At 70.2% G+C, this 19964-nt stretch carries 18 protein-coding genes; 11 read left to right on the forward strand and 7 right to left on the reverse strand.

The features are described 5' to 3' along the window. The first annotated feature begins 118 nt into the window (after positions 1 to 118). The 3 genes from IFR14_RS18800 to IFR14_RS18810 all read left to right on the forward strand — a co-directional run bounded on the left by IFR14_RS18800 (position 119) and on the right by IFR14_RS18810 (position 4237). Positions 119 to 1588 carry an NtaA/DmoA family FMN-dependent monooxygenase gene (locus IFR14_RS18800; protein ID WP_191941931.1) on the forward strand — a complete coding sequence of 490 codons (1470 nt, stop codon included), beginning with the start codon at positions 119 to 121 and terminating at the stop codon, positions 1586 to 1588. Further along, positions 1585 to 2847, forward strand: a complete 1263-nt coding sequence (locus IFR14_RS18805; protein ID WP_191941932.1) for an acyl-CoA dehydrogenase family protein — start codon at positions 1585 to 1587, stop codon at positions 2845 to 2847. The genes IFR14_RS18800 and IFR14_RS18805 overlap by 4 nt, the downstream gene beginning before the upstream one ends. Before the next feature lie 154 nt (positions 2848 to 3001). Continuing rightward, on the forward strand, positions 3002 to 4237 hold the full coding sequence (locus IFR14_RS18810) for an acyl-CoA dehydrogenase family protein (protein WP_191941933.1): 1236 nt from the start codon (positions 3002 to 3004) through the stop codon (positions 4235 to 4237). 99 nt (positions 4238 to 4336) lie between these two features. Here the strand turns inward: IFR14_RS18810 and IFR14_RS18815 are convergent, their stop codons facing one another. The 4 genes from IFR14_RS18815 to IFR14_RS18830 form a co-directional block, all read right to left on the reverse strand. Then, complete coding sequence (locus tag IFR14_RS18815) at positions 4337 to 5719, reverse strand: LLM class flavin-dependent oxidoreductase (protein WP_191941934.1); 1383 nt, start codon at positions 5717 to 5719, stop codon at positions 4337 to 4339. Positions 5720 to 5742: 23 nt separating this feature from the next. After that, the gene (locus IFR14_RS18820) at positions 5743 to 7275 is read right to left on the reverse strand and encodes a hypothetical protein (RefSeq protein ID WP_191941935.1); all 1533 of its coding nucleotides are present in this window, start codon (positions 7273 to 7275) and stop codon (positions 5743 to 5745) included. A 95-nt stretch (positions 7276 to 7370) separates the two neighbouring features. Further along, on the reverse strand, positions 7371 to 7772 hold the full coding sequence (locus IFR14_RS18825; RefSeq protein ID WP_137244098.1) for an MmcQ/YjbR family DNA-binding protein: 402 nt from the start codon (positions 7770 to 7772) through the stop codon (positions 7371 to 7373). Between the two features lie 39 nt (positions 7773 to 7811). Next, positions 7812 to 8225 carry a winged helix-turn-helix transcriptional regulator gene (locus tag IFR14_RS18830; protein WP_191941936.1) on the reverse strand — a complete coding sequence of 138 codons (414 nt, stop codon included), beginning with the start codon at positions 8223 to 8225 and terminating at the stop codon, positions 7812 to 7814. Positions 8226 to 8304: 79 nt separating this feature from the next. Here IFR14_RS18830 and IFR14_RS18835 point away from each other — a divergent pair, with 79 nt between their 5' ends. Continuing rightward, positions 8305 to 9102, forward strand: coding sequence for an NAD(P)H-binding protein (locus tag IFR14_RS18835; RefSeq protein ID WP_191941937.1), 798 nt, complete (start codon positions 8305 to 8307; stop codon positions 9100 to 9102). 58 nt (positions 9103 to 9160) lie between these two features. On the opposite strand, the gene IFR14_RS18840 is transcribed toward IFR14_RS18835, so the two are convergent. Next, entirely contained in the window at positions 9161 to 10198 is a 1038-nt protein-coding gene (locus IFR14_RS18840; RefSeq protein ID WP_191941938.1) for a DUF418 domain-containing protein, read from the reverse strand. A gap of 79 nt (positions 10199 to 10277) precedes the next feature. Further along, positions 10278 to 10520: a hypothetical protein gene (locus IFR14_RS18845; RefSeq protein WP_064296841.1), complete on the reverse strand. Its 243-nt coding sequence runs from the start codon at positions 10518 to 10520 to the stop codon at positions 10278 to 10280. 38 nt (positions 10521 to 10558) lie between these two features. Between IFR14_RS18845 and IFR14_RS18850 the strand changes: the two genes are divergently transcribed. Continuing rightward, on the forward strand, positions 10559 to 11050 hold the full coding sequence (locus IFR14_RS18850) for a MarR family winged helix-turn-helix transcriptional regulator (RefSeq protein WP_191941939.1): 492 nt from the start codon (positions 10559 to 10561) through the stop codon (positions 11048 to 11050). 27 nt (positions 11051 to 11077) lie between these two features. Here the strand turns inward: IFR14_RS18850 and IFR14_RS18855 are convergent, their stop codons facing one another. Continuing rightward, positions 11078 to 12460, reverse strand: a complete 1383-nt coding sequence (locus tag IFR14_RS18855) for an MFS transporter (protein ID WP_191941940.1) — start codon at positions 12458 to 12460, stop codon at positions 11078 to 11080. 142 nt (positions 12461 to 12602) lie between these two features. On the opposite strand from IFR14_RS18855, the gene IFR14_RS18860 reads away from it, so the two are divergent. The 6 genes from IFR14_RS18860 (at position 12603) to IFR14_RS18885 (ending at position 19923) form a co-directional block, all read left to right on the forward strand. Next, a complete protein-coding gene (locus tag IFR14_RS18860) occupies positions 12603 to 13874 on the forward strand; it encodes a hypothetical protein (RefSeq protein ID WP_191941941.1) in 1272 nt (423 codons plus the stop codon). Between the two features lie 796 nt (positions 13875 to 14670). Continuing rightward, a complete protein-coding gene (locus IFR14_RS18865; RefSeq protein WP_191941942.1) occupies positions 14671 to 15651 on the forward strand; it encodes a MetQ/NlpA family ABC transporter substrate-binding protein in 981 nt (326 codons plus the stop codon). A 100-nt stretch (positions 15652 to 15751) separates the two neighbouring features. Next, positions 15752 to 16891 carry a methionine ABC transporter ATP-binding protein gene (locus tag IFR14_RS18870; protein WP_191941943.1) on the forward strand — a complete coding sequence of 380 codons (1140 nt, stop codon included), beginning with the start codon at positions 15752 to 15754 and terminating at the stop codon, positions 16889 to 16891. Beyond that, a complete protein-coding gene (locus tag IFR14_RS18875) occupies positions 16884 to 17549 on the forward strand; it encodes a methionine ABC transporter permease (protein ID WP_079706489.1) in 666 nt (221 codons plus the stop codon). Before IFR14_RS18870 ends, IFR14_RS18875 begins: the two co-directional genes overlap by 8 nt. Next, on the forward strand, positions 17546 to 18727 hold the full coding sequence (locus IFR14_RS18880; RefSeq protein ID WP_191941944.1) for a hypothetical protein: 1182 nt from the start codon (positions 17546 to 17548) through the stop codon (positions 18725 to 18727). Before IFR14_RS18875 ends, IFR14_RS18880 begins: the two co-directional genes overlap by 4 nt. Then, the gene (locus tag IFR14_RS18885) at positions 18724 to 19923 is read left to right on the forward strand and encodes an acyl-CoA dehydrogenase family protein (RefSeq protein WP_191941945.1); all 1200 of its coding nucleotides are present in this window, start codon (positions 18724 to 18726) and stop codon (positions 19921 to 19923) included. The genes IFR14_RS18880 and IFR14_RS18885 overlap by 4 nt, the downstream gene beginning before the upstream one ends. Positions 19924 to 19964 lie beyond the last annotated feature (41 nt).

Here is a 19964-nt window from a genome sequence, read left to right on the forward strand (position 1 = left end):
ATGTGACGCTCTGTTTCGGGCACCTCGCGAGCACCCGAGCCCCCGAGTACCGTCGTGCTGGACGGCGCCGTGATCGCCGTCGGACCCAGCCTCGACGAGACGACCCGGTGGTATCCCTGTGAGCAAGCGCATCATCCTCAACGCGTTCGACATGAGCTGCGTGACCCATCAGGCGCCCGGCCTGTGGAAGCACCCCGACAACCAGGCGCACCGCTACAACGACATCGACTACTGGATCGACCTCGCCAGACTCCTCGAGCGGGGCACCTTCGACGCCCTGTTCATCGCGGACGTCGTCGGCATCTACGACGTCTACCGTCACTCCTCCGCACCCGCGCTCATCGACTCGGCGCAACTGCCCGTCGGCGACCCGATCATCCAGGTGTCGGCCATGGCGAAGGCGACCGAGCACCTCGGCTTCGGCGTCACCGTCGCCTCCACCTACGAACTGCCCTACGCCCTCGCCCGCCGCTTCTCGACGCTCGACCACTTCACGAAGGGTCGGGTCGGCTGGAACGTCGTCACCTCCTACCTCGACTCCGCCGCCCGCAACCTCGGGCTCACCACCCAGATCAAGCACGACGACCGGTACGGCATCGGCGAGGAGTTCCTCGACGTCACCTACAAACTGTGGGAGGGCTCCTGGGAGGACGACGCGGTCGTCATCGACCGGGAGAACGGCGTCTACACCGACCCCACGAAGGTGCACCCGATCAACCACCGGGGCGAGCACTTCCAGGTGCCCGGCATCCACCTCTCGGAACCGTCGCCGCAGCGCACCCCGGTCATCTTCCAGGCCGGCGCCTCGGCCCGCGGTCGCCAGTTCGCAGCCACCCACGGCGAGGCGGTGTTCATCAACGGGCTCGTCCCGGAGCTGACCCGCAAGACGACCGACGACATCCGCGAACGCGCCGAGGCCCTCGGACGCCCGCGCGACAGCGTGAAGATCCTCACCCTCGCCACGGCGATCGTCGCCGAGACCGACGAGGAGGCGCAGGCCAAGTACGAGGAGTACCAGCAGTACATCTCGCTCGACGGCGCCCTCACCCTCTACGGCGGCTGGTCCGGCCTCGACCTCTCCTCCTTCGACCCCGACAAGCCGCTCAAGTACGTCGACACCGACGCCGCCCGCTCGGCGCTCGCGATCTTCACGCTCGCCGATCCGGAGCGCGAGTGGACGCCGCGCGACATCGCCCACTACATCGGCATCGGCGGCATCGGGCCCGTGTTCGTCGGCAGCGCCGCGACGGTCGCCGACGAGATCGAGCGCTGGATCGACGTCGCCGGTACCGACGGCTTCAACCTCGCCTACGTCATCACGCCCGGCACCTTCGAGGCCGTCGTCGACCTGCTCGTGCCCGAGCTGCGTCGCCGTGGCCGCGTCTGGGACGAGTACCCGGAGGGGACGCTGCGCGGCCGCCTGAACGGCACCGGCTCTCCCGTCGTGCCCGAGTGGCACCCGGCCCACCGCTACCGCGGTGCGTACGTCGGGCAGCCGTCCGCCGCCGACGACACCGCGCCTTCCCTCTTCGACACCGACAACGCCGACGAGACCAACGCCTACGCCCCAGAAGGAGCCTCAGCATGAGCATCGACACGATCAGCACTTCGACAGGCTCAGTGACCGGGCAGCCGGTCCCCGAAGGGCGTACGCACTGGTCCGGCACCGCCGACGACGCCGAGCTCGCGCACTGGGACGCCGTCGCCACCGAGGTCGCCACCAAGCTCGCGGTCGACGTCCTCGAACGCGACCGCGCGAACCTCGACCCCACCACCGAGCTCGACCTCCTCCGCGAATCGGGCCTCGTCAACCTGCTCGACCCCGCCGAGTTCGGCGGGGGTGGCGGACACTGGGAGAGCGCCTTCCGGGTCGTCCGCATCCTGTCGCGCGTCGACGCCTCCATCGGCCAGCTGCTCGCCTACCACTACATCAACGCCGGCAACATCGGCTTCACCGCCGACCCGGCCACGCAGGCCGAGTGGCACCGCAAAACCGTGCAGGGCCGGTGGATCTGGGGCGACTCCGTGAACCCGACGGACCCCGACCTCTCGCTCACCCAGGACGGCGACACGTTCCGCCTCAACGGACTCAAGCGGTTCTCGACGGGCGCCTCGGCCGGCGACGTCATCCTCGTCAACGCGGTCGTCCGCGGTGGCGACCACGACGGCACGATCTTCCAGTTCGTCCTCGACCGCGACCGCGCGGGCATCACCTACCTCGGCGACTGGGACGCGCTCGGCCAGCGGCTCTCCGCGTCGGGTTCCGTGCGGTTCGAGGACGTCCTCGTCGAGCAGACGGACATCCTCGGCACCGTCGGCGACGAACCGTTCTCCTCCCTCGTGACGCCCGGCATCCAGCTCGCCTTCGGCAACCTCTACCTGGGCATCGCGGAGGGCGCGCTCGCGCAGGGCACCGAGCTCGTCCGGGCGCGGAAGAACGCCTGGTTCCTCAGCCACGCCGAGACCTACCGCGACGACCCGTTCGTCCAGCGCGTCGTCGGCGAGTTCGTGTCGTCGATCGCCGCCGTCGAGGCGCTCGCCGACCGCACGAACGCCCGCTTCGACCGCATCATCGAGCGGGGAGCGGCGGTGACCGCGGAGGACCGCGGCGCCATCGCCATCGAGATCGCCAAGCTCAAGGTCGTCTCCACCGAGCTCGGCATCGAGGTCGCGAACCGCATCTTCGAGGTCACCGGCTCCAGCTCGGCGAAGGCCTCCGTGGGGCTCGACCTGTTCTGGCGGAACGTGCGCACGCACTCCCTCCACGACCCGGTCGACTACAAGAAGCTCGAAGTCGGCGCGAACCACCTGAACGGCGAGCTGCAGCCGATCTCGCTCTACACCTAGGCCTTCACGCCACTCCCCCCTTCGACAGGCTCAGGGACCGAACCCCAGCTCAGGGTCCGACAGCCCATCGGTCCCTGAGCACCTCCACCGGCCCCTGCGCACCTCCACCGGTCCCTGAGCTTGTCGAAGGGCCCACCCAGGAACGGACTCCACCATGACCACCACCTCCACCACCGCCCGCCCGGTCGGCTTCGCGGCCACCCGGGAGCTGCTCCTGCCGCTGTTCGCCGAGATCCAGGCCGGCGCCGTGGAGCGCGAACTCGAGCACCGGCTCCCGCGGGAGGAGGTGCGGAAGCTCGCCGCCGCCGGCTTCGGCGCGCTCCGGGTCCCCGCCGAGTTCGGCGGTTCGGGACTCACCTTCCCGGAGTTCACCGAGCTCCTGATCGAGGTCGCGGCGGCGGACTCGAACCTCCCGCAGATCTTCCGTGGGCACATCGCCCTCGTCGAGGACCAGCTGGTCGCGGCCCCGAGCGACCGACGCACCGCCTGGCTCGAGCGGTTCGTCGCCGGTGAGATCGTCGGCAACGCCTGGAGCGAGGTCGGCTCCGGTGCACTCGGCGTCTCCGGAACGGTCGTCACCGAGCGCGACGGCCGCTACGTCGTGAACGGCCGCAAGTTCTACACGACGGGCAGCATCTACGCCGACTGGACGGACGCGACCGCGCGACTCGTCGTCGAGGGCCAGCCCGACACCGAGGTCACCGTGCTCGTCCGCACGAACCAGCTGGGCGTGACGATCGCCGACGACTGGGACGGCTTCGGGCAGCAGCTCACCGGCACGGGGACGATCGTCTTCGAGGACGCGGTCGTCGACGCCGACCAGCTGCACCCCTTCACCGATCGGTTCCGCTACCAGACCGCGCTCTACCAGCACGTGCTCATCGCCGTGCACGCGGGGATCGCTGCGGCGGTCGAGCGCGACGCTGGGGAGCAGATCCGCGCCCGCACCCGCGTCTACACGCATGGTCTCGCGCCACTCGTGAAGGACGACGGGCAGATCCAGGCGGTGGTCGGCGAGATCTCGTCGATCGCGTTCGTCGCGAAGCAGACCGTGCTCGGGGTCGCCGCGGCGATCGAGCGGGCGTCGGAGACCGCCGCCGACCGGGATTCCGCGGATGACCTGCAGGCGAACATCGAGGCCGAGATCCGTTCCGCCCAGGCGCAGGTAGTGCTCTCAGAGCTCGTCCCACGGTCCGCGACGCTGCTGTTCAACACGCTCGGCGCCTCAGCCGTCAGCCGCACGAGCGCCCTCGACCGCCACTGGCGCAACGCCCGCACGGTCGCGTCGCACAACCCCGTCATCTACAAGACGCGCATCGTCGGCGACTGGTCCATCAACGGCACGCCGCCGCCCTTCGTCTGGGCCGTCGGCACGGCCAAGCCGCAGTAGCCCCGCGGCACGAGCGCAGGACATCCGCCCGAGAGCAGGACATTCCGCGTCGAAACGTCCTGCTCTCGGGCGGATGTCCTGCTGCCGAGCGGGCGCGGGTCAGCGGTCGGCGAAGGCGCCGCGGTAGGCGCGCAGCGGGTGCGTCTCCGGGAGGGTGGACTCCGCACCGAAGAGCTTCTCGCGGAGCGTGCCCGGCGCGTACTCCCGCTGGGCGAGACCGCGCTCCTGCAGCACCGGCATGACCTCGTCGACGAAGACCTCGTAGGAGTGCGGGATCATCCAGTTGGCGACGTTGATCCCGTCGATCCCGGCCGCGCGCCACTCGGCCAGGTGGTCGGCGATCTGCTCCGGCGTGCCGACGACGCGACCCCGCAGCTTCGCGGTGAGCTTGGCGAGGTCGCGGACGGTCGGCTCGCGGTCCGGCGAGAGGGCCTGCAGCGCCTCGAGCATGCTGTGCCCGCCCTGGGTCTCGACGTCCTTGAGCGGGGTGTCCGGGTCGATCGGCTTGCCGGTCGCCTGGTCGGTGCCGAGGTTCGAGTGCGCGAGGAACGCGTCGGCCGACAGGAGTTCGTCGTACTCGGCCTCGATGCGCTTCGCCTCCTCCTCGGTGCTGCCGACGATGAACGACATCGCCTGCCAGAACTTGACGTCGCGCGGGTCGCGGCCGGTCGCGGCGACGAGCGCGCGCGTCGACTCCGCGGACGCCCGAGCGGCCTCGATGCTGGGCGCCATCATGAACTGCACCTCGGCGTAGTTCGCGGCGAACGCCTTCCCCGCGCCGGACGACCCGGCCTGGAACAGGAGCGGCGAGCGCTGCGGTGACGGCGACGACAGGTGCGGGCCCTCCACGCGATACCGTTCGCCGACGTGGTCGATCCGGTGCACCTTGGCAGGGTCGGCGAAGACGCCGCTGGCCTTGTCGGCGAGGAGCGCGCCGTCGTCCCACGACCCCTCCCAGAGCTTGCCGACGACCGCCACGTACTCCTCGGCCCACGCGTACCGCTCGTCGTGCTCGACGAGGCGGTCGAGCCCGTAGTTGCGCGCCGCGTTCTCGAGGAAGCTCGTGACGATGTTCCAGCCGACCCGCCCACCGGACGCATGGTCGATCGTCGAGATCTTCCGGGCGAAGGTGAACGGGTGCTCCTGCAGGATCGACGAGGTGAACGCGAGGCCGAGGTGCTCGGTGCTGATCGCCAACGCCGACAGCAGCATCGACGGGTCGTTGCTCGGCAACTGCATGCCCTCGCGGGCGTTCACGTCGAAGGACGCCCCGGCACCGCCGTAGACCCCGACGACGTCGGCGAAGAAGATCGTGTCGAATCGGCCCCGCTCGAGCGTCTTCGCGAGGTCGACCCAGAGGTTCACGTCGTCGAAGGTGTGCTGTTTCGCGTCCGGGTGGCGCCAGAGACCGTGCTGCATGTGGGAGCCCGTGTTCATCACGAAGGCACCGAACTGGAGGCGGGAGGGCTGAGCGGCGGTCATCCCCTCACGCTACCGGCAGAGGCTCAGCCGAAGGTGCCCTCGACGTCCTGGCCGGAACCGGAGCTGTTGATCGAGTAGTCGACCGGATAGCCGGACGGGCTCGTTCCGGCGAGCGCCGGGTCCTGCAGGATGGCGACGATCGCAGCACCCTGCTCCGGCGTCACGTCGGTGATCCAGAGCTTCGGTTGCGTCGTCACCTCGATCTCGACGCCGGGGTAGGCCTCGACGACGGCGAGGATGGCGTCGACCATCGGCACGCTCAGCTCGGCCGGGTCGTCCGCCATGGAGAAGCGTTCCGGCACACGGTAATGCGCGCCGTCCGGGTAGATCCCACGGAGTTCCCGGACCGCCGCGGGAAGAGCGTCCATGGAGAAGACGGTGATGAGCGGTGCCCCCTCCGTGACGGCGATCGACACCTGCAGCCGCTCCGTCAGCATCAGCCGCTGCAGTTCGTCGGCGATCTCGTCGATGCTCTGATCGCTCGGCACGAGCTGCACCCGCCACGGTCCCCGTGGTGGGTCCTGTTGCTGGGCGAGCGAGGTCGGGTCGGCCTCCCGCTGGATCACGACGATCGCGATCCCCTCGAGGTCCTCACCTGCACGCTTCGCCGCGTCGGCGGCGCCGAGCACCTGCCCGACGCCGGCATCGAGCGACATCGTCACCGTCGCACCGTGACCGACGACCTCGATGTCGGCGATCCCGTCGATGTCGGCGAGCGCGCGGGTGAATCCGTCCACGGCTTCCGATCGTTGCGCTGCCGCCACCTCACGCGCGGGCGGCGGTCGGAACGCGCCCGTCGACGCCACGATGACGGCGACGACGATGAGACCGGCGAGCACCGCAGTGACGACCCGCACCCGTCGCCGGCCGATGGCGAAGGAGAGGAGCATGATGAGCGCGGCGACGATCAGCACGGGGGCTCCGTAGACGACGAGTCCGAAGACGAGTATCGCGAGTGCTGATCCGAGATTGCTCACCAGCCCACCAGCGGCTCCGCTGGCGATCAACCCCACGGGCGGTATCCCGAAGACCACCAGGACACCGAAGCCGATCCCGGCGACCATGACCGCCGTCAGGCCGCTCACGTAGGCGAGCCCGCGCGAGGGGGTCCTCCGACGGACGACCTCCATCACCGGTTGGACGATCACGAGCATGACGCCGACAGCGAGGAGGATCCACCCGCCGAGCGAGCCGAGCATCTGGTACCAGAGCTCCGCCCCCGACGGCCCGCCGAGCACGAGCGGCGCGTCGGGGCCGTACGACCCGGTCGACTGATCGACGCGCATGGCGGTGCCGACGATGTCGAACAGCGTCGTGACGACGCCCCCGATGGCGATGATGAGGACGGCCGAGACGACGAGGTCGACGGAGCGGATGAGATACGCGATCAGGAACGCGACTCGGGGCGACCGGCGGGCAGGATCCTGGGGATCCGCGGATGCGTCGTCGGGGTCGGGCGAGGTCGCCACGGTCGAGGTCGCGTGGACGGATCCGGCGGCGCTGGCCTCGGTGTCATCGCGCTCAGGCGATGTCCCGGCTGCGCCCCCGTCGCTCATGGCTCCCCACTTCCGATGCGTCTCGATGACGCTCCCCCGGTCGTCAGTCTGGCACGACCCTTTCGAGATGCTGCCGCGACCGGGCCCGTCCCGGGTCAGCGCGCGTCCAGCGCCCGGAGCTGCCGCTGGAGGGCGACCTGCCGGTACGAGGTGTCGATCAACTCAGCGATGAGTGCCCAGTCGACGTCGTCGAGCGTGCGGCCGTCGTCGCCGTCGAGACCGGCGTCGAACGCGAGCTTGCCCGACGGGCCGTCGTACTTCGGCGACCAGAACCGGTCGTCCTCGAGCCAGGCGCCGCGCTCCTCCTCGGCCGGCGTGAACGTGATGCTGTGCGGGATGCGCATCTCCGACCCGACGGTCACGAACACGCGCTTGCCCGCCTTGAACCGCGGGCGTCCGTGGCCGAACGTCTCGACGGCCTCCGGATAGGCGAGGCACAACCGCCTGACGCGTTCGACGAACGGGTCGTCGGGATCATGCACGATCGGATGCTCCATGCGCCGACGCTACTCCGCGCGGGCGTCACGCGACAGTGCTCACCGGATGGCATGCCCCGGGTGGGCGGCGTCGTACGCCGAACGCGACGCCGCGATCACCGGCCGTTGCTCGAGCGACCAGTCGGCGAGCGTCTTGATCAGGTGGGAGAGCCCCGCACCGGACGAGGTGAGGGCGTAGGACACCTGCGCGGGCACCGTCGGGTACACGGTCCGGTCGACGAGGCCGTCGCGTTCGAGTCGGCGCAGGGTCAGCGTCAGCATGCGTTGGGAGATCCCGTCGATCGCCCGCTGGAGCTCGCGGAACCGGCGGTCGCCCGACGCGAGTTCGACGACGACGAGGACCGACCACGTGTCGCCGATGCGGTCGAGCACGTCCCGGATGCCGCAGTCCGGGTGGTCCTCCTTGCCGCAGGGTTCGAGGTCGGCGGTTACCGCGGTGTGCGTGAGTGACATGGAAGTGCCTTCTTGTGGGGCCGGAACGGGGGACGCAGACTCGTCCGAGTCATCAGTCCGAACACCGAAAGGCCCTGAAATGATCCTCGTCACCGGAACCACCGGCCAACTCGGCAGCGCGATCCTCGATGCGCTCACCACCCGTGGGGCCGCACCGCTCGCGAGCAATCGCAGCGGTCAGGACGGCGCGCGACGGATCGACTTCGACGACCCCGACACCGTCTCCTTCGTCGGGGTCGACACGCTCGTCCTCGTGTCGGCGGGTGAAGCCGAGGACGACGTCGTGATCGCCCGACACGAGACGGCGATCACCGCGGCCGAGCGGGACGGGGTGCAGCACGTCGTGTACACGAGCCTCACCTCGGCCGGAGACCACCTCGCGTTCGCGCTCGCGCACCGGTGGACCGAGCGTCGACTGCAGCACAGCAGCCTGTCCTGGACGATCCTGCGGAACGGCCTGTACGCCGAGCTGTTCGGGTCGCTCCTGGCGTGGTCGGGGGACTCGCTCGGTTCGGCGTTCGGCGACGGCGCGCTCGCCGCCGTCGCGCGAGCCGACCTCGCCGAGGCCGCAGCCGTCGTCGCGATGTCACCGTCGGACCACGTCGGTCGCCGCTACGACCTCGTCGGCGAACCGATCACGGCCGCACAGGTGGCCGATCGACTGGGCGTCCCAATCCAAACCGTCTCCCTCGCCGAGCAACGGGAGGCACTGACTGAGGCCGCGCTCAAGCCGTTCCAGCCCGCCATGCTCATGTCGATCTTCACCGGCGTCCGGCACGGATTCCTCGACGGCACGGGCGACGACCTCCGCACCCTGCTCGGACGCGAACCGGCCGACGCGGTCGCAGTCGCCGCCGCCTCACTCCCGCCCCGCTGAGTCGCCCGGAACTGCACGAATCCGAGCAGAAAGCTCGCAGTTTGGGGCGACTCAGTGCTCAGGCGGCCGGCAGCGCAGCACCCCGCAGCGGGACGGCGCGACGCCAGGTGGCCATCCGCCAGACCCACTCGACCGGCCCGTAGCGGAAGTGTCGCAGCCAGAGGCGGCTGAGTACCGACTGCACCGCGATGAGCGCGACCGCTGCGACGCTCACCGCGGCCAGGTCGTCGATCTCCCGGAAGGGGACGACCAGCCCGACGACCGCGAACACGGCGCTCGCGGCGAGGTAGTTGGTGAGGGCCATGCGACCGAGAGGTTCGAAGACGGCCGCGAGCACCCGACGCACCGGCGTCTGCCAGAGCAGCGCGAATCCGGTGACGTACACGACGGCGAGGATCCCGCCCGCGATCCCTCCGGCGGTCGTGAACCGTGGGTCGCCGGGTTCGGTGGTCTGCCAGACGACGGCCGGGACGGCGAGGGCCGCCGCCACGAGGAAGGTGATCCACACGGGCCGCCGCCCGGCGTCGAGCACCTTCGGCAAGCCGTACGCCGCCGCCCCCGCACCGGCGAGGAACAGTCCGGGCAGGGTCGCGAGGCCACCGCCCGTGAGCGCGTAGGCGGCGATCGTGAGCACGACGCCGGACCCGAGCAGCGCCCAGCGCGGCAACCACAGCATGAGGGGGAGCATGAGGATCCCGCAGATCGCGTACTCGCGGAGGATCTCGCCCGGGTAGAGGAACCCGTGCGCGACACCGATCAGGAGCAACGCTCCGAGACGCAGCAGCATCGGGACGAGCGCGCCGGTGCCGCGAAGGCGGGCGCCCTGGATCACGAGCATCGCGCTCAGCCCGAAGAGGAAGGCGAAGATGGGGACGAACCGCGTCTGCACCGCGAACTCGAGCACGGTGTCCATGAGCGTGGACTGTCGCTGGTCGAACGGGATGTCGCTACCGAGCCGGGTGATGTCGGGGACGTTGACGAAGACGATGCCGACGAGTGCGAACCCGCGGAGGGCGTCGATGAGGTGCCAGCGACGCGAGGTGGCGTCGCCGGTGGACGGGACCGGCGGCGTGGAAGAAATGTTGACCTGAGGCATATCACCAGTTCAGCAGGCGTGGCGGAAGCCCGCATGCACCTGGAGGATGACGTCCTGCCACCCGGGATGGAGACCGCCCTCAGGCGGCCGGCGCCTTCGGGCAGTGCAGCTGCGTGCGCGGGCCGGTCGTGCGGTCGACGATGTGCTCGGACATGGCGTGGCCGCAGATCGGGCACCCCGACTGCGCGGCCGGCGGCAACGGCTCCTCGTTGTAGGGACCGAGGGGCGGCGGACCGAGCACCTTCCACATGCGGCCGTTCACCCAGCCGTACAGACCACCGGCCTCGCGCACGGACTCCCGGAAGGATCGTTTCTCGCTCATATTGATGAGTGTACTAATCATTTGGGTACGATGGGACCGTGACCGCCAACGAATCCACCACCGTCGCCACGGCCGATGACCTGCTCCAGCTCGAGAACCAGGTCTGCTTCGCGCTCGCCGTCGCGTCGCGCAGCGTCATCTCGCTCTACAGGCCGATCCTCGAACCGCTCGGTCTCACCCATCCGCAGTACCTCGTGATGCTCGCCCTCTGGCAGCACAGCCCGCGCTCGGTCAAGGACCTCGGCGGAGCGCTGCAGCTCGAGCCGGCGACGTTGTCCCCGCTCCTCAAGCGCCTCGAGACCGCCGGGCTCGTCCGACGCGACCGCAGCCGACTCGACGAGCGCGTCCTCGACGTCTCGCTCACCACCGCCGGCCGTGAGCTCCGCACCCAGGCGGAGGCCATCCCGCACCGGGTCATGAACGAGCTCCGGATGGACGCCGAGCATCTCACCCAGCTCCGCGAGATGCTCCACGCGGTGATCGGAGCGGCCACCACCGCGCCCGCCGTCACGGGTGTCGACCCGCGCTGACCGAGGGCTCGCCGCCAGGCGACAGCGTCAGGCCGGCGACGAGGTCGTCGTCTCCGGCGCGGTCGCGGTCCGCGGATTCCGGATGCCGACGAACGACACCACACCGCCGACGAACATGAACACGGCGGTCGCCAGGACCACCCGTGGGAACCCGTCGACGCCGAGCGCGCCACCGGCGATGATGCCGACCAGGGCGATCGACACGAGGCCGGCCACGCGCGACACCGCGTTGTTGACCGCCGATCCGATGCCGGCATGGGCCGGGTCGATCGATCCGAGGATGCCCGCGGTGAGCGGCGCGACCGTGATCGCGAGGCCGAGACCGACGAGCAGGATGCCCGGGAACAGCTGCACCCAGTAGTTCAGGTCCTGCTGCGCACCCATCATCAGCAGGAAGCCGACGCCGGCGACGATCGGTCCGATCGTCATGAACAGCCGCGGTCCGTGCTTGCCGGCCAGCTTGCCGAACCACGACGACAACGCGAGCATGACGAGCGTCGGCGGCAGCGTCGCGATGCCGGCCAGAGTGGCACTGAAGCCCGCCGTCTGCTGGATGAAGACCGCGATGGCGAAGAAGCCGAGCGAGAGGGCACCGTAGATGAAGACGGTCGCGATGTTGCCGTAGCCGAAGTTGCGCACGCGGAAGAGCGACAGCGGCAGCATCGGATCGGGGTGGCGGCGCTCCCACCAGAGGAACGCGACGAAGGACACGACCCCGCCGATGAGCGGCACGAGCAGCATCGGGCTCGACCAGCTGTAGCGCTCCTGCTCGATGAGCGCGAAGACAGGACCGCCGAGCCCGACGGCGCCGAGCACCGCGCCGACGACGTCGATACGCGGGCGGTGTTCGGGCTCGGGTACGCGGTCGGTGCGCATCATGAGCCACAGGGTGACGAGGATCGGGATGATGTTGATCGCGAAGATGAGGCGCCAGGACAACGTGTCGACGAGCACGCCGCCGAGCAGCGGGCCGGTGATGCCCGCAGCTCCCGTCCATGCCGTCCAGGTGCCGATCGCCTTGCCCTGCGCGACGCCGCTGAACGTCGAGATGATGATGGCGAGCGAACTCGGCACGAGCAGCGCAGCCGCGCCACCCTGGAGCAGCCGGGCGACGATGAGGACCTCGGCGGTCGGCGCGACGGCGCACAGGATCGAGGTGACGCCGAAGCCAATGAGCCCGATGCGGAGGATGCGGATGCGCCCGAACGCGTCGGAGAGCGAGCCCGCGAGCAGGATGAGCGACCCGAGGGTGATCAGGTAGGCGTCGACCACCCACTGCTGCACGATGAGGCCGCCGCCGAGTTCCTTCGTCATCGCGGGGAGCGCGACGTTCACGACCGAGCCGTCGAGGAACGCCACGAACGAGGAGAGGATCGCGATCGTGAGCACGAGGCGCTGCTGGCGGGTCATGGGTTCAGGGTAGCCCCGCGGACCGACGCGTCGAACGCGATCCCGAGGAAGCTCGACAGGCGTCGAAACACCGCCGACGACCGACGCCCGACGCCACGTCCTTCCCAGCCGATCCCCGCTCCGCGTTCGTAGACTGGAGCCCATGGACGACCTGTGGTGGCTCCCCTCGCTGATCGTGTTCGGGGGCGTCGGCATCATCGTCTGGTTGTTCGTCACCCTGCTGCGTCGGCGCAATCCGAAGACCCCCGTCGCCTCCATCGACGACCTCCACCGCCGCGCGGGCATCGCCCTCGTCCGCACCGACGACGCGGTCCGCGAGGCCGAGGACGAGGTCGGATTCGCCGAAGCGGAGTTCGGACGCGAAGCCGCCCGAGGGTATGCAGCCGACGTCGCCTCGGCACGCTCGGCGATCGGGGAGGCGTTCCGGCTCCGCCAGTCGCTCGAGGACGAGATCGCCGACACGGAGGCGCAGCGCCGCGCCTGGAACGAGCGGATCATCAGCGTCTGCGAGGACGTCGAGCGCACGCTGAGGGCGCGACTGCGCGGCTTCGACGAGCGGCGTGGAGCGGAGCGCTCGGCCCCCGACCTCCTCGACCAGCTCAAGCGACGCATCGACCGCGCGCGCGAACGACTCGCCACCACCGGCCTCGCGATCGCCTCGACCGCCGAGCGCTATGCGGCGAGCGCCGTCGAGGACGCCCGGGCGCTCCGCCGGGCCGCGCAGGACACGGTCGACCAGGCGACGGCCGATGCGGCGAAGACGAAGGATCGGATCGACACCGCCCGGCCGGCCGCCGCGTCACTGCACGCCCTGGGGCGCGAGCTGCAGCAGGCGGAGGACCGGCTGGACGCCGTCGAGCGTTCGCTCGCGGGTATCACTGCGGCGGAGACCGAACTCGCCGCAGCGGGGCGGGAGCTCCGCACGGTGATCGCCGAAGCGGAGGCGTTGGGCGCGACGGTGGAACGCGCGGAGACGGCCGCCGTCATCGCGGCTGCCGTCGAGCGGGCGAACCGCGCGCTCCTGGAGGCGGAGTCGGCCACGTCCGCGGACGGCGACCGCGTCCTGCCCGATCCGGTGCGACGTCTGGAGGCGGTTCGCGCCGCCGACGTCGATCTCGACGCGGCCCTTGCAACCGCCCGGAGCGCACAGCAGCGCCTCGACAACGCTCGCGAGGCGATGCGCGGGGCGCTGTTCACCGCAGACAGCAACATCCGCGTCGCCGTCGACGTCATCTCCGCGCACCGAGGGAGGGTGGGTGCCGACGCGAGGACGCGCCTCGCCGAGGCACAGCGGCAGCTCGCGCTCGCGGAGGCGGCAGCGGTCGACGATCCGGTCGAGGCGCTCGACGCCGCCCGCCGCGCGTCGCGGATCGCCCAGGACGCGGACGCTCTGGCTCGCTACGACGTCGGGTGACCCTCGATCTCCGACGACGCGAGGTCGACACTCAGCATTCATGTTCTAGAATATGAGTTCTGCTGTCGCGACGTACTCACCGTGATCGCGAAGCCCTCGCCGCCGACTCCCGAGAGGACCCCGTGCCCAGCTCGTCCGCGCGCCCGCCGCGCTCCGCGTCCCCGATCTTCACGACGCTCACCCACGGGTTCGACGCACGGGCGGCGTCCTCTCCTCCGGAACAGACCCCTCTGGCCGGAGCACCGACCCACCACGGGTCGCCGATCCCCTCACCCGACTGCCCGATCTTCGATCAGCTCGCGGGCCGACGCCTCGCCCGCCGCCGGAGTAACTTCGTTCACCCCGCCTGACCCCACCCTTCGACAAGCTCAGGGACCGGAAGAGGTGCGCGCAGCGAACACGGTCGCTACGTTCCGGATTCGGCCACGGGCCTCCGGATTCGTTCGCTGAGCCCCAGCCCCGGTCACTGAGCTTGTCGAAGTGCCCACCACCCTTCGACAAGCTTCAGGGACCGGAGTGGGAGCTCATGGGCCGGAGAGGGAGCTCAGGGACCGGAGGAGGAGCCCAGGGACCGGAGGAGGAACTCAGGGACCGGAGTGGGAGCTCAGGGACCGGGGGTGCGGAGCGCCGGTGGACGTGCCGCAGTGTAGGGACGATCGCCCGTCCGTGCTGCGCGTTTACGTTTCATCTCGAACGGTGACGGTCCGCGGTAACGCAACGGGCGTCCCTCCGCACGCCTGTGGAAACTGGCTCTGTGCACGCACCAGTGCACCCACAGACAGAGCCGAGGACCATCATGAGTGAGCACACGGGACCAGAACCGAGCGAATTGCGGGCGTCGATCGCCTCCGGCAAACGGAAGCGCCGGAACCTGCTGATCGGCGGTGTCGCGGTCGTCGCCGTCGCCGCGATCGCCGTCGTCGTCTCGGTCGTCGTCGGTGGCCAGAACGGGGCAGCCGACGCGGCGACCGGTTCCGGTGCGCCCGCCGAGCGCCTCAGCGTGAAGATCGCGGTGTCGGAGGACACGCAGTTCCAGGACGCCGTCAAGGAGGTCGCCGCTGAGAAGGGCCTCGACGTCGAGTGGGTGAACGTGAAGGACTGGGTCCTCCCGAACACCGAACTCGTCGCCGGCACCGTCGACGCGAACGCCTTCCAGCACATCCTCTACCTCTCGGCCTTCAACGCGGAGAACGACGCCGACCTGACACCGGTGTTCTCGACCGTCATCACGCAGTGGGGCGTCTTCTCGAAGACGCTCCCCGACGTCAAGGACCTCGCCGACGGCGCGCGCATCGCGATCCCCGACGACCCGTCCAACGGCGGCCGTGCCCTGAACATCCTGGCCGCGGCCGGACTCATCGAGATCGCAGCGGACGCGGGGAACTTCCCGACCGTCGAGGACGTCACCGCGAACGACAAGAACCTCCAGTTCGTGCCACTGCCCGCGACGAGCATCCCGCAGCAGTTCGACGACCCGTCCCTCGCGGCCGTCGTCGTCGGGACCTCCTACTTCGACCCGAGCCAGGGCATCACGAAGGACGACGCGCTCTTCCTCGACGACTCGCTCTCCGAGAAGAACCTGCCCTACGTCAACATCATCGCCACCCGCGCAGAGGACAAGGACAACCCGGCCTGGAAGATCCTCGAGGACACCTACGCCGACCCGCGCGTCGCCGAGGCGCTCGACGACGAGTTCGCCGGGAACTCGATCCTCGTGAAGGTGCCGGTGAAGGACCTCCGCGACAAACTCGCCGAGCTCCAATCCGAAGCCGAGTAGGACGACGGAGGGCGATCATCGCCTCGCGCGATGATCTGCCGCCACCACGCAGCGGCCGTCCGGGGTCTCCCGGACGGCCCTCCCGCGAGAGGAGCAGGTGATGAACACAGCAATCGTCTTCGAGGACGTCAGCAAGACGTTCGAGGTGAAGGGCCGTGCCTTCGAGGCGCTGCGGCACGTCGACCTGACGGTCGAGCGGGGCGAGATCTTCGGCATCGTCGGGTACTCCGGCGCCGGGAAGTCGACGCTCCTGCGCACCGTCAACGCCCTCGAGCGGCCGACGAGCGGGCGGGTCATCGTCGAGGGCCTCGAGATCTCCGCACTCGCCGGGCAGGCGCTCTACGCCGCGCGTCAGCGGATCGGCATGATCTTCCAGCAGTTCAACCTCCTGGAGTCCCGGACCGTCTACAAGAACATCGCCTACCCACTCAAACTCGCGAAGGTGCCGGACGCCGAGATCCTCGACCGCGTCGAAGAGCTCCTCGCGTTCGTCGGGCTGAGCGACAAGGCGCTCGCCTACCCGTCGCAGCTCTCCGGCGGGCAGAAGCAGCGGGTCGGCATCGCCCGCGCCCTCGCCACCCGCCCCGAGATCCTCATTTCCGACGAGGCGACCAGCGCCCTCGACCCGCAGACGACCGGCGAGGTCCTCGAGCTCCTCCGGCGGGTGAACGAGGAGTACGGCGTCACGATCCTGCTCGTCACTCACGAGATCGACGTCATCCGCGAACTCGCCGACCGGGTCGCCGTCATGGAGAGTGGCGAGGTGGTGGAACAGGGCAGTGTGTACGAGGTGTTCTCGGCACCACGCACCGCGACCGCGCGACGCTTCGTCTCGTCGGTGCTCCACCACATCCCCTCCGACGAGGTGCTCGCGAAGATCCGGGCCGTCCACCACGGCCGCCTGGTCCAGCTGCACGTCGAGGACCGCGACACCAACCACCCGTTCCTCTCGCGGGTCGCACGCGACAACGACATCGACTTCAACGTCGTGTTCGGCGGCGTCGACGAACTCCAGGGGCGACTGTTCGGCAGTCTCACGGTCGAGTTACTCGGACCGGACGACCGCGTGGACGCCGCCATCGCGGGGCTCCGAGCCACGGCGACCGTCACCGCGATCGACCCTGCGCACGCCCTTCGACAAGCTCAGGGACCGGGCGTGGGGCAACACGGACCGATCGCCGCCGGGCACGAACCGCTCGCCGAGGACCCCGACTCCCTGAAGGAGCACACCCATGCGTGACTTCGATCCCGACGCGTTCTTCCCGCGTCTCCTCAAGGCCATCGGGGAGACCGGCCTCATGGTCTCCGTGTCCTTCGCCGTCGCGACGGTCATCGGGATCCTGCTGGGCCTCCTGCTCTACGCGAGCCGGCCCGGAAACCTCCTGCAGAACCGCGTCGTGTTCGGCGTTCTCAACTTCGTCATCAACGTCATCCGACCGGTGCCCTTCCTCATCGTCGCGATCGCGCTCATCCCGCTCACGCGGCTCGTGTTCGGCACCGGCCTCGGACCGCTTCCGGCGACGATCCCGCTCATCCTCGTCGCGAGCGTCGCCATCGGTCGCGTCTCCGAGTCGAACCTCGTCGCCGTCTCACCGGGTGCCATCGAGGCAGGCGCGGCCATGGGGGCGAGCCCCGTGCGGGTGCTGTTCACGATCGTCGTGCCCGAGGCGCTCGGCCCACTCATCCTCGGACTGACCTACATCCTCGTCGCCCTCGTCGATGCGACGGCCGTGGCCGGTGTGCTCGGCGGCGGCGGCCTCGGCGACCTCGCCATGACCTACGGTTACCAGCGGTTCGACTGGATCGTCGTCGGACTCGTGGTCGTCACGCTCGTCCTGCTCGTGCAGCTCGCCCAGTTGCTCGGCAACGTGCTGGCGAAGCGGGTGCTGCACCGATGAGCACCGACGATTTCGACTCGTTCCTCTCCTCCATCCGCGGCGGCGCCGTGTCGCGCGAGACCGACCGGCGCCTCCTGTTCGACGAGGTCGCCGAGCTCAAGCACCTGGGCTTCGCCGCTGCCAGAGTGCCCGTCGCGTCCGGCGGCGGCGGGCTCACGCTCGAGCAGCTGTTCGCGCGGCTCATCGCGCTCTCGGCGGCGGACTCGAGCCTCGGGCACGTCTGGCGCGGACACATCCTGTTCGTCGAGGCGCTGCTCGCTTCGCCCGACGCCGCCTATCGGGAGCACTGGTTCGCCCGGCTGAGCGCCGGCGACCTCGTCGGGAACGCGCAGTCGGAGCGGCACGCGACCGCACACCTCGAGACCGTCCTCGACCGCGACGGCGAACTCCTCACGGTGACCGGCACGAAGTACTACACGACCGGCAGCATCTACGCCGACTGGATCCACCTGTCCGCGCTCGACGGGACCGACCGCGTCGCGGTGACCGTCTCCGCGCACGATCCAGGCACCCGCTCGGTGGACGACTGGGACGGCTTCGGACAGCCGTTGACGGGAAGCGGGACGACCACCTTCGACCGCGTGCCGGTGGACCCGCGCGACCTCGTCGTTCACAGCAGCGACGCGGCGGGGTGGCACCGGACGGGCGCCCTCCAACAGCTCATCCTGCTCGGTGTGGTGGCGGGCATCGCGCAACGTGCCCTCGAGGACACCGTCGACTATGTGCGCGCCAGGCGACGGACCGTCGGCCACGCGGGCGAGCACCTGCCACGCGAGGATCCGCTCGTGCAGTCGATCGTGGGCCAGCTGAGCAGCGTCGTGCACACGGCCCGCGCGCTCGTCCTCGCGTCTGCTCGGACCCTGGAGGAACCGGCCACCGATCCCGACGCCGCGCGTTCGGCGCTCCTGGAGGTCTTCCGCGTCCAGCAGGTCGTCCTCCCGCTCGTCCTCGATGCCCTCAGCCGCCTGTTCGAGGTCGGTGGTGCCTCCGCCGTCGGCCGGTCGACCGCGCTGGACCGGCACTGGCGGAACGTCCGGACGATCGCCTCCCACAATCCCGCCGTGCAGCGTTCGGCGGCACTCGGGCAGTTCGAACTCAACGGCACCCTGCCCGAGTGGCAGGCTCCGGGGGCGCGGCCCGAGACCGAGCCCGTTCCGGCGGATGGAGAGCAGGCATGAGCGAGACGGCGACGATCGACCGGGACCTGGCGCAGCGCTTCGCACCGCTCTTCGACGAGCTCGGGCGGGACGCCGTCGAACGGGAGCGCGAGCGCCGGCTGCCGTATGCCGAGGTGGAGGCGCTGCGGGAAGCAGGCTTCACCCGCGTGACGCTGCCGCGACGGTATGGCGGCGAGGAGGCCACACACGGCGAGCTGTTCGAGCTGCTCGCCGAGCTGGCCAGACGCGACCCGAACCTCGCGCAGCTGTTCCGCTCCCACTTCTCCTACATCGACCGCACCCTGCACGCCCCGGCGACCGCGGACCGCGAGGCGCGCCTGGCCCGGTTGGCCGACGGAGCCATCGTCGGCAACGCGAGCCACGAGCGGTCGGCCGCGAAGGTGGGCTCGCTCGCCACCCGGCTCACCGAGACGCCGGGCGGTCTCCGACTGAACGGGACCAAGTTCTACAGCACGGGCACCCTGTTCGCCGACCTCGTCGGGGTCGCCGCCGAACAGGAGGGCGAGTTCGTCTCGGTGCTCGTGGAGACGGAGGCCGCGGGTGTCGATCGGATCGATGACTGGACCGGGTTCGGACAGCGACTGACGGGCAGCGGCACCACCGTCTTCACGGAGGTCGCCGTCGACACGTCGGCGGTGACCCGGCGCGAGCCGGAACGCCCCTCGCACGGCGGCGCGTTCGTCCAGTTGGTCCTGCTGGCGGCGGTGACGGGCATCGGCCGCGCCATCGTCGACGACGCCGGCGCGTTCGTCCGCGCGCGGACCAGGACGTACAGCCACGGTGCGGCGTCGACCGCCCAGGCCGACCCGATCGTGCAGGAGGTCGTCGGCGAGCTGTCGGCGAAGTCGTTCGCCGCCGACGCCGCCCTGGCCGCCGCGACGACCGCGCTGGGGCGTTCGAGCGCGGCGATCCACGGTGCCGACCCGGACCTCGTCCAGGAACGGATCGCCGCCGTCGAGCTCGCGACGGCGCGCGCCCAGCTCGTGATCCTGCCCGCCGTGCTCGACGCCGCGACCGCCCTGTTCGACGTGGGCGGCGCGAGCGCCGTCGAGACGCACCGGGCGCTCGACCGCCACTGGCGGAACGCCCGCACGATCGCTTCGCACAACCCGTCACGCTTCAAGGCCAGGGCGATCGGCGACCACGTCGTGAACGGGACACCGATCGCCTCCTGGTGGAGCACCGGCGAGGCCTGACGCCCCGCTCCCCTCGGTCCCTGAGCTTGTCGAAGGGCAAC

Source organism: Plantibacter sp. CFBP 8775 (assembly GCF_014839505.1).
Taxonomy (GTDB): Bacteria; Actinomycetota; Actinomycetes; order Actinomycetales; family Microbacteriaceae; genus Plantibacter; species Plantibacter auratus.

Bases quoted from the DNA above. Each gene is read 5' to 3' on its own strand.
- IFR14_RS18805 (WP_191941932.1), top strand. From the start codon at position 1,585: ATGAGCATCGACACGATCAGCACTTCGACAGGCTCAGTGACCGGGCAG.
- IFR14_RS18810 (WP_191941933.1), top strand. From the start codon at position 3,002: ATGACCACCACCTCCACCACCGCCCGCCCGGTCGGCTTCGCGGCCACC.
- IFR14_RS18815 (WP_191941934.1), bottom strand. From the start codon at position 5,719: ATGACCGCCGCTCAGCCCTCCCGCCTCCAGTTCGGTGCCTTCGTGATG.
- IFR14_RS18820 (WP_191941935.1), bottom strand. From the start codon at position 7,275: ATGAGCGACGGGGGCGCAGCCGGGACATCGCCTGAGCGCGATGACACC.
- IFR14_RS18825 (WP_137244098.1), bottom strand. From the start codon at position 7,772: ATGGAGCATCCGATCGTGCATGATCCCGACGACCCGTTCGTCGAACGC.
- IFR14_RS18830 (WP_191941936.1), bottom strand. From the start codon at position 8,225: ATGTCACTCACGCACACCGCGGTAACCGCCGACCTCGAACCCTGCGGC.
- IFR14_RS18835 (WP_191941937.1), top strand. From the start codon at position 8,305: ATGATCCTCGTCACCGGAACCACCGGCCAACTCGGCAGCGCGATCCTC.
- IFR14_RS18840 (WP_191941938.1), bottom strand. From the start codon at position 10,198: ATGCCTCAGGTCAACATTTCTTCCACGCCGCCGGTCCCGTCCACCGGC.
- IFR14_RS18845 (WP_064296841.1), bottom strand. From the start codon at position 10,520: ATGAGCGAGAAACGATCCTTCCGGGAGTCCGTGCGCGAGGCCGGTGGT.
- IFR14_RS18855 (WP_191941940.1), bottom strand. From the start codon at position 12,460: ATGACCCGCCAGCAGCGCCTCGTGCTCACGATCGCGATCCTCTCCTCG.
- IFR14_RS18860 (WP_191941941.1), top strand. From the start codon at position 12,603: ATGGACGACCTGTGGTGGCTCCCCTCGCTGATCGTGTTCGGGGGCGTC.
- IFR14_RS18865 (WP_191941942.1), top strand. From the start codon at position 14,671: ATGAGTGAGCACACGGGACCAGAACCGAGCGAATTGCGGGCGTCGATC.
- IFR14_RS18870 (WP_191941943.1), top strand. From the start codon at position 15,752: ATGAACACAGCAATCGTCTTCGAGGACGTCAGCAAGACGTTCGAGGTG.
- IFR14_RS18875 (WP_079706489.1), top strand. From the start codon at position 16,884: ATGCGTGACTTCGATCCCGACGCGTTCTTCCCGCGTCTCCTCAAGGCC.
- IFR14_RS18880 (WP_191941944.1), top strand. From the start codon at position 17,546: ATGAGCACCGACGATTTCGACTCGTTCCTCTCCTCCATCCGCGGCGGC.
- IFR14_RS18885 (WP_191941945.1), top strand. From the start codon at position 18,724: ATGAGCGAGACGGCGACGATCGACCGGGACCTGGCGCAGCGCTTCGCA.